At 70.2% G+C, this 5,496-nt stretch carries 5 protein-coding genes; all 5 read right to left on the bottom strand.

Annotated elements, in window-relative coordinates:
* Positions 1 to 116: 116 nt before the first annotated feature.
* The 5 genes from VIR15_RS20625 to VIR15_RS20605 all read right to left on the bottom strand — a co-directional run bounded on the left by VIR15_RS20625 (position 117) and on the right by VIR15_RS20605 (position 5,401).
* On the bottom strand, positions 117 to 1,262 hold the full coding sequence (locus VIR15_RS20625) for a ScyD/ScyE family protein (protein WP_331931283.1): 1,146 nt from the start codon (positions 1,260 to 1,262) through the stop codon (positions 117 to 119).
* Positions 1,263 to 1,375: 113 nt separating this feature from the next.
* A complete protein-coding gene (locus VIR15_RS20620; RefSeq protein WP_331931281.1) occupies positions 1,376 to 2,512 on the bottom strand; it encodes a VWA domain-containing protein in 1,137 nt (378 codons plus the stop codon).
* Entirely contained in the window at positions 2,512 to 3,495 is a 984-nt protein-coding gene (locus tag VIR15_RS20615) for a vWA domain-containing protein (protein ID WP_331931279.1), read from the bottom strand. The genes VIR15_RS20620 and VIR15_RS20615 overlap by 1 nt, the downstream gene beginning before the upstream one ends.
* A complete protein-coding gene (locus VIR15_RS20610; RefSeq protein ID WP_331931277.1) occupies positions 3,492 to 4,391 on the bottom strand; it encodes a DUF58 domain-containing protein in 900 nt (299 codons plus the stop codon). Before VIR15_RS20610 ends, VIR15_RS20615 begins: the two co-directional genes overlap by 4 nt.
* Complete coding sequence (locus VIR15_RS20605) at positions 4,370 to 5,401, bottom strand: AAA family ATPase (RefSeq protein ID WP_331931275.1); 1,032 nt, start codon at positions 5,399 to 5,401, stop codon at positions 4,370 to 4,372. The genes VIR15_RS20610 and VIR15_RS20605 overlap by 22 nt, the downstream gene beginning before the upstream one ends.
* Positions 5,402 to 5,496: the final 95 nt, after the last annotated feature.

Raw genomic sequence — 5,496 nt, 5'->3', positions numbered from 1 at the left:
CCGGCGCGTGGGTTTCCGCGACACGGGAACGGCCTACGTCCTGGAACTCGACGACTGAAGAAGATGCCGTATGCCGCTGAGCTGGCTCAGCGGTATACGGCACCTTTGTCTGTGGTTCAGAGGTGGATGCGGATGACCTGCCCACCGCCGGCAACCACGGACCCCGTGGTGACGTAGGCGTCATGGCCCCGGATGGCGACGCCGTAGGGCGCGAACAGGCCGCCGGCCACCACCGTGTGGGTGTTGGAGTGCGCGTGCACCTTGACGAGCGAGCCGATGGGCCCTTGCAGCAGGCCGTTGGACGCGAGCTCGACCGCGTAGAGCGAGCCGTCGCTGGCGAAGGCGAGGGACGTGACGTTCGTCAGGCCGGTTGCCCACGCCGTGGGCTGCTGCCCCGGGACGACCCGCCAGATGGTCGACGACCCCTTCTCGAAGGGGAATCCGACGAGCTGCGAGACGTACCAAGCACCGTCCGGCCCCTTGACGACGTCCGTCGGGACGGCATCCGCGGGGAAACCGGCGGGCAGCGTGAACGGCGGGAACGGAATCTCGACGGCTTGCGTGGTCGGCACGGGCGCGAACGTGGCAACCGTCGAGCCGCCCTTCCTCGTCGAGACGACGGAGTTGCCGCCGGCATCGGTGACGACCCACCCGTTGCCGGACTTGGCGATGCCGACCGGGTTGCTGTCGATGTCCGTGCCGTCCGGGTTGGCCTTCGCTTCGAAGGCGGCGGCGTCGAAGGCCAGGGACAGTGACTCCAGCCCGTCGAGGTGCCGGAGGTCGCCGGTGAGGACCGTACCCAACAGGTTGGCGTCCGGACCGAAGCCATCGCGGTACTCCGGCGAGCCGCCGAGCCCGATCGTCAGGGCGAACTTGTGGTTTCCCGTGAACGCGATGGAACCGGGTCCGAGCGGCTCGTCCGCGGTTCCGACCGACGGGAGCCCCTCGAGGACACGAACGAACCCGCCGCCGCGCCTGATCTTGCTCAGCGAGCCAGTGAAGCCGAAGCACACCTCGCCGAACTCGGGACTCTGCTGACAGGTGTCGCCGCCGGGTGTGCCCGTGGTCCCGGCCTCGGTGACATAGAGGTCGCCCCCGGGGGTGAAGGCGAGCTGCCTGGGGCTGTTGAGGCCGGAGGCGATGACGGTGGGTCCGCCGTGAGACTCACCGTGAGCCGCTGCTGTCACGCCTCCGGTGACCGCGAGGAGAAGCGATGCCGCTCCAGCCGCGACGAGTCGTCCCGATCGATGGTGTCTGCTCATGGGTCCCTCTTTGCTGAGTCCCCTGACGCGGAAACTGACCCGTCGACGGTAAAGCGGTCCGACCTCACTGTTCGGGGAACCGGGAAAGCCGCGGTAAGCGTCCGGGTTTGTCCTCAGGTCAGGGTGCTCCACCGGATCGAGACGACCAGTCCGGCGGCGAGCAGCAACGCAGCCAGGAACGCGAACCCCGCGCTGAGGTCGACGTCCTGCTGCTGGGTCGTGACGTGCTTGGGCAGGTCGGCGAGGACGGTCGACAACCCGGCTGCATCGGTCGCGCTGAAGTACTCGCCGCCGGTCATCTCGGCCACCTCTCGCAGCGCGGGTTCATCGACGACGAGGAAGTTCCGGGTCACCCCGCCGCCGCCTCCCGGGGGGCCGAAGCCGAAGTTCTGCCGTGGCTCGAAGCCGCCGTACTGCTCCCTGGAGCAGGCCAACGTCGTCGGGTTCGTCGTGCCGAAGCCGATCGGATAGACGCGCACCCCGCGCTTCGCGGCCTGGTCCGCAGCCTGCGCGGGGGTCACGCCACGGGTGTTCGCACCGTCCGTCAGCAGCACGATGATCTCGGGGACCGGTGCTGTCCGAACCGACGGGTCTCCGCTCGCTCGGTCGGTGCGATCGGTGGGGGTCGGTGTGGGCGGGGTCAGGGGCGGCGCGCCGCCCTGGTCGACGTCGCCGGAGATCTGGACCGGGTCGCTCGGCGGGACGTCGGGGTCGAGCTCGGCGATGGCGTCGATCGCGGTGAGGATCGCGGCGCCGATCGTCGTGCCCCGGCCCGTCGTCACTCCGTTGATCGCGCTGAGCAGGTCGTCCCGGTTGGTCGAGGGTGCAACGGCGACCTCTGCGAACCCAGAGAAGACGACGAGGCCGAGCTTCGCCTCCGGCGGCTGCTCCTCGACGAAGTCACGGACTGCCTCCTGGGCGGCAGTCAGTCGGTTCGGGACGACATCGGTGGCACACATCGATCCCGAGACGTCGAGCGCGATGAGGATGGTCGTGCCTGAGACGGGCACGTCCGTGCGCACCTGCGGGCGCGCCGACGCCATCCCGAGGACGGCCAGGCTGGCGAGGACGAGGGCAATGGGCACGTGCCGACGCCATGAACGGCGCCCACCGGCAGCAACGCGGACGAGGGCGACGTTGGAGAACCGGACCGTGCGGCGGCGTCGCCTGCGCAGCTGCCACAGATAGGCGCCGAGCAGAATCGGGGCGGCGAGCGCGAGGGTGAGCAGGAGCGGCTGCGCGAACGACATCAAACCACCCGGCCCTGCCGCAGGACCGAGATGGTCGCTCCGGCCGCGAGGAGCAGGGCGGCGAGGGCGGCGACGAGTGAGGTCACCTCGTGCGGCACCGTCCGCATCGTCCAGTTCAGCTCGATCGAGTCGTAGATGTTCGCGAGCGAGGCGGCGTCGTCAGCCTCCCGGTAGGTACCGCCGGTCGCTTCCGCGATGTCCTGCAGCGTGGCCTTGTCGAGGGCCGTGGCGATGCTGAAGCCGTCGACCTGCAGCACCGCGCCCTCGGGAGTCCCGAGGCCGATGGGTTCGATGCGTACCCCCGCGGCGGAAATGAGCTCGGCGACGTCGCGCGGGTCCGGACCCGTGGTGTTCTCCCCGTCGGTGAGCACGACGATGGAGGTCCCGCCGTAGTAGCCGATGTTGGACTCCTCGTCAGAGCCGGCGTCCGACGTGGCAACCTTGGTGATCGGCCGGCCGGCAATGGCACTGAGGGCTCCGAGCAGGCCACCACCGAGCGACGTCTCGCCCTGCGCATCAAGCCGGTTGACCGCGGCGAGCACGGCCGCCTTGTCCGTCGTCGGGCGCTCCGTGACGAGCCCGGTGCCGCCGAAGGCGACGACGCCGAGCCGAACGGACGGCGGCTGCTTGTCGATGAACTGCCGAGCCGCCGCCTTGGCCGCCTCGAGCCGGGTGGGCTTGATGTCGGTGGCCGACATGCTCGTCGACACGTCGAAGGCGAGCACGACGGTGCCTTCGCGACGTGGTTCGGCGACCGCCGCCACCGGTCTCGTCATCGCCACGACGAGCACGACGAGCGCCGCCACGAGGAGCGCTGGGGCGAGCCGTGCCCACCGGTCCCTCGGGGGGACGGAGACCACCAGGCCTTGGCGTGCGAGCTCGCCCCGCCGTTCCTCCTGCCGCCGCAGCAGGCGGCGGAAGCCCGTGACGACGACCGGAACGAGGAGCAGTCCGAGCAATGCCCACGGCCACGTGAGGGTCATCGCCGTCGCCTCCGCCGCAGTTCGGACACCCGGACGAGGAAGCGCACCAGGTCGTCGTCGGTGCTCACGCGATGAAGGTCGACGCCGGCGCGCTGGGTCTCTCCCTCAAGGGCCTCCTGCCGCTCGGCGGCAGCGTCACGGAGCCGCTGGCGGAAGCCCGCGTCGCTCGTGTCGACGAAGATCTGCTCCCCCGTCTCGGCATCCTCCACGTAGATCGAGCCGACGTCGGGCAGCTCGGACTCGCGTGGATCGCTGACCTGGAGGGCCACGACCTCATGGCGGCGGGCGATCAGGGCCAGTGGGCGCTGCCAGCCCTCGGCCGTGATGAAGTCGGAGACGACGACGACGAGGGACCGTCGACGGGCCAGCCCCGATGCCGCGCGGAAGAGCGCGCCGAGGTCGGTGACGCTTCCGGGCCCGAGCTCCTCACGGTTGTCCAGGACCGCCTTCGCGATGCGCAGGACCTGGGTGCGGCCACTCGCTGGCGGGATGATGGTCCGCACGTCCGTGTCGAAGAGGACCGCCCCGACCCGGCTGCCGCCGCGGGAGAGCACGTGGGCGATCGTCGTGGCCAGCTCGGCGACGACGAGGCCCTTCTGCCTGGCGACCGGCCCGAAAGCCATCGACGGGGACACGTCGAGCAGGAGCCAGGACGTGATCTCGCGGTCTTCGATGTACTCGCGGACGAAGGGCATGTCCAGCCGTGCGGTGACGTTCCACTCGATGTGTCGCAGGTCGTCGCCCGGCTCGTATTCGCGCAGGTCCGTGAAGTCGAGCCCCATCCCGCGGAAGAGGCTGCGATAGTCGCCCTGGAGCAGGCCGTCGAGCCTCCGGACGACCCGCCACTCGAGTCGCCGCAGCAGCCGCTCGGGACTCAGGGTCGCGGTCGGGTCCATGACTGCTCGGGCTCGTGGGCGACGCTTGTGGGTCGCGGGACCGCCTCGATGATCGGCAGGAGCAAGTCGTCGGCGCTGAGGTCCTCGGCGAGCGCCTCGTAGGACAGGACGATCCGGTGGCGCAGCACGTCGAGGGCGAGGTCGCGCACATCGTCAGGCAGGGTGTAGTCGCGGCCGCGGAGGAACGCCAGCGCGCGAGCGGTCAGCACGAGGTTGATCGAGGCACGTGGGCTCGCGCCGTAGGTGAGGAAGTGGGCAAGGTCGTCGCGTCCCACGCCGGCCGGCTCACGGGTCGCGGTCGCGAGCCGGACGGCGTAGTCGATGATCGACGGGTCGGTGTAGACCTCGTCGACCTGCCCTTGGTAGTCGCGCAGCGTGTCCGGGTCGAGCACCCGCTCGGTGCGCACCTGGCGCCCGACCTGCCGCTCGACGACGACGAACTCCTCCGCAGCCGAGGGGTAGCCGACGAGGACCTTGAGCATGAACCGGTCCACCTGCGCTTCTGGGAGCTGGTAGGTCCCCTCCGACTCGATGGGGTTCTGCGTCGCCATGACGAGGAACGGGTCGGGCGCCGGGTAGGTCTGGCGGCCGATCGTGACCTGGCGCTCCTGCATCACCTCGAGGAGGGCGCTCTGGACTTTGGCCGGTGCGCGGTTGATCTCGTCGGCGAGGACGAGGTTGGCGAAGACCGGACCGAGCGAGACCTGGAACTCGCCGTCCCTCTGGTTGTAGATCCGCGTCCCGACGAGATCGGCGGGCACGAGGTCGGGGGTGAACTGGATGCGCTGGAACTCGCCACCGATCGCCTGGGCGAGCGTCTTGATCGCCAAGGTCTTGGCCAGGCCGGGCACCCCCTCCACGAGCAGGTGGCCGCGGGCGAGCAGGGCGACGACCATGCGCTCGAGCAGGACGTCCTGCCCGACGATGGTCCGCTTGACCTCGTAGAGCATCTGCTCGAGGAGCTGGTGTCCCGAGCCGGTTCGCGTCTCGTGTGTCCTCTCGCCCTCCATGTCGGCTCCTCCTGCTCGTGGGTCGGCGTGCACCGGGCTGTTGCCTGCGCAGTGTCAGCGTGGGGGCCCGCCGACGGCGCCGCCGGCGGTGGCGA

Origin of the sequence: Intrasporangium sp. (genome assembly GCF_036566125.1) — a bacterium.
Lineage (GTDB): Bacteria > Actinomycetota > Actinomycetes > Actinomycetales > Dermatophilaceae > Intrasporangium.
Note: the sequence above shows the minus strand (reverse complement) of the source record. Positions and strands in the feature narration are given on the sequence as shown.